Source organism: Streptomyces tateyamensis (genome assembly GCF_003205575.1).
GTDB classification, from domain to species: domain Bacteria; phylum Actinomycetota; class Actinomycetes; order Streptomycetales; family Streptomycetaceae; genus Kitasatospora; species Kitasatospora tateyamensis.
The window spans coordinates 1-2,838 of the sequence record NZ_PYBW01000239.1 but is presented as its reverse complement, the minus strand read 5'-3'; the positions used below and the strand labels follow the sequence as shown (position 1 = coordinate 2,838).

Genomic DNA, 2,838 nt, shown 5'->3' with positions numbered 1-2,838 from the left:
CGGACCTCGTGAATGCTTACGTGCAGGTAGCCGCGCTGCTCCTCCAGCCAATCCGCTCGGTTGGCGCTGGGCAGGAGCCCCGAGGCCAGTCGCAGGACCGTCCCGGGCCAGGGCTTCACCGCCGCGGGCAGCGGACTGTGCGGGGGCGGCTCTTCGATCCCGAACCCGGCCCGCATCGCGTCCATTCACCGTCAGGTGACGTCACTTCTGGGGTTCTGGCTCAACTTCCGTGGCCTCTGCACAGCGAGTGACGATCGGGCGGTGCGCTGGGCGTCGCCAAGTTGCCCGAAATCCGCTTGCGATCGGGCTGCAGTAGTCGACAGTGCGGGACTGTGGACGATCTGGTGCCCCGGTTGGAGGGGCTGCTGTTTCCGTCGATCGCGGGTGTCGCGGTGCTGTCGGTCGACGTGAACATCGAGTCGGTGAACGTGGAGGTCAAGTCCTCGGCACCGGGGCATAGTTGCCCGGGCTGCGGCAGTTGGCCGACCCGAGTCCACAGCTCCTACCTGCGGTTTCCTGTCGACAGGCCGGTCGGAGGACGAAGGGTTCGACTGCGCCTGCGGGTACGGCGCTTCGTGTGCGTGAACTCGTCGTGCGGGCGGCGCACATTCGTTGAACAGATCGTCGGGCTCACCCGGCGCCACGGTCGCTGGACGGAGCGGTTGCGGTCGACGCTCGCCTCGGTCGGTCTGGCGCTGGCCGGGCGGGCTGGTGCCCGGCTGGCCGAGGTGTTCGGGGTGTCCGTGAGCCGGAGCACGGTGCTGCGGCTGGTGGAGGAACTTCCCGATCCAGAGCCGCCGGCCCCGCGGGTGGTGGGTGTCGACGAGTACGCGACACGCAAAGGTCGCACCTACGGCACGGTGCTGGTCGACGCCGAGACCCGCCGGCCGGTGGACCTGCTGCCCGACCGGGAGGCATCCAGCCTGGCGGCCTGGCTGGCCGAGCGACCGGGCGTTGAAGTCGTTTGCCGCGACCGTGCTCCGTTCTTCGCCGAGGGCGCCACCGTTGGAGCGCCGCAGGCCGTGCAGGTCGCGGACCGCTGGCACCTGTGGCACAACCTCAGCGAGGCCGCTGAGCGAAGCGTCGCCCAGCACCGCCGCTGCCTTCAGGCCCTGACCCCCGAGACACCCGAGCCCGAGGCGGTCACCACCTTGGTCGAGGAGACGGCCAGCTCACCATGGCCGACCGGCCACCGCTTTGCCGACCGCGTCAGGACCCGGCACGCTACCGTCCACGCGCTCCTGGAGGCCGGCCACAGCAGGCGCTCGATCCAACGCCAGCTGGGCATGACCTACGGAACGGTCAAGCGTCTCGCCGACGCCACGCGCCCGGAAGAGCTCTTCACCGGCCAATGGCAGAACCGACCCTCCAAGCTCGACGAGTACAAGCCGTATCTGGACAACCGCTGGAACGAGGGCTGCACCAACGCCTGGAAGCTGTGGGAGGAGATCGTGCCGCTCGGCTACCTGGGCAGCTACCAGACGGTCCGCGCCTACATCTACCAGAAGCGCACGTCACCACGACCCGTCACCGCGAGACCACCCGCGCCCCGGACGGTGGCCGGCTGGATCCTCCGCCGACCCGAATCCCTGCCCGAGCACGACCAACTCCACCTCAAGACCGTCTTGGCCAACTGCCCCGAACTGGACGCCCTGACCCGGCACGTCCGCTCCTTCGCAGCCATGCTCACCGAGCGCCACGGTGAGCGCCTGCCGGAGTGGCTCGACGCCGTCCGCCAGGATGACCTGCCCAGCCTCCACACTCTCGCCGCCGGGATCGACCGCGACCGCGACGCCGTCATCGCCGGCCTCACCCTCCCCTGGAACTCCGGTGTCGTTGAAGGGCATGTCAACCGGATCAAGATGCTCAAGCGCCAGATGTTCGGCCGCGCAGGCTTCCGACTGCTCCGCAAGCGGGTACTCATGACTCCGTGACATCGCCGCCGGTAGTTGATGTCATGCTGCCTCCGACACAGATCAGCACTACCAGGAGTCGATGATGGGAACGTGGGGAACCGGACCATTCGACAGTGATCTCGCCGGTGACTTCGTCGATGGACTCAACGGGCTCCCATCGCAAGAGATCGCCGCAGTGCTGGGAAGCGCGCTCCAGCGGGTCGTCAGCGCCGGCGACCATGTCGATGGCGGAGACGGACAGGAAGCCGTGGCCGCGGCAGCGCTGGTTGCCGCCCAACTGCCTGACAGCGGGATCCTCATTGACCCGGACGACGGGCGGAAGGACCCGCTGCCTCCGCTGCCGTCCTCGTTGCACTCACTGGCCCGCAGCGCACTTCAGCGGGTCCTCGGCGATGGCTCCGAACTCGCACAGGGCTGGACGGACAACAGCGACGCCAGCGAATGGCGCCGTGAAGTGCAGATGATTCTCGACGCGCTCAACCACTGACGGTCACTCACCGTATCTGCATCACGGAAATCGAGCCAGAACCACTTCACGTGAACGAAGCCAGGACCTCCTACGTCGACCAGGGCACCGGCTGCTGGCGGCTCTACTGGACCTACGAGCACCCCGACGGCGACGACCAGGCGCTGGTCACTGTGCTGCAGATCGGTCCCCACCGTTAGCCGAGCTGCGGCCGCCACCCGTTGCCGGAGCCGGGCGGCAGCGCCTGGTCCCCTCAACTCGCGGCTGCGTCGGTGGGCATGGTCGGTCAGCGACGGCGGCCAGGGCCGGTCACTGGTGGAGGGTTGCACCCGTAGGGGGACAGGAGGGTGACGGGCCGTTGGGTTCGAAGGGGACCGGGAGGGGGACCATTGGTTGCTCGCCACCTCTGGGTGATGCAGGCGTTTGGCCTGGTCAGTGACCCTGTTGCCCATTCGT

4 protein-coding genes are annotated in these 2,838 nt (G+C 68.3%); 3 read left to right on the top strand and 1 reads right to left on the bottom strand.

The features are described 5' to 3' along the window. Positions 1 to 185: hypothetical protein (locus tag C7C46_RS36095; protein WP_220040749.1), on the bottom strand; the 185-nt coding region annotated here is incomplete at its 3' end. Positions 186 to 341: 156 nt separating this feature from the next. Here C7C46_RS36095 and C7C46_RS33060 point away from each other — a divergent pair. The 3 genes from C7C46_RS33060 (at position 342) to C7C46_RS37505 (ending at position 2,582) form a co-directional block, all read left to right on the top strand. Further along, the gene (locus C7C46_RS33060) at positions 342 to 1,934 is read left to right on the top strand and encodes an ISL3 family transposase (RefSeq protein ID WP_425470162.1); all 1,593 of its coding nucleotides are present in this window, start codon (positions 342 to 344) and stop codon (positions 1,932 to 1,934) included. A gap of 64 nt (positions 1,935 to 1,998) precedes the next feature. After that, the gene (locus C7C46_RS33055) at positions 1,999 to 2,403 is read left to right on the top strand and encodes a DUF4259 domain-containing protein (protein WP_181442670.1); all 405 of its coding nucleotides are present in this window, start codon (positions 1,999 to 2,001) and stop codon (positions 2,401 to 2,403) included. Positions 2,404 to 2,453: 50 nt separating this feature from the next. After that, positions 2,454 to 2,582, top strand: a complete 129-nt coding sequence (locus C7C46_RS37505) for a hypothetical protein (protein WP_281278607.1) — start codon at positions 2,454 to 2,456, stop codon at positions 2,580 to 2,582. The last annotated feature ends 256 nt before the right edge of the window (positions 2,583 to 2,838 follow it).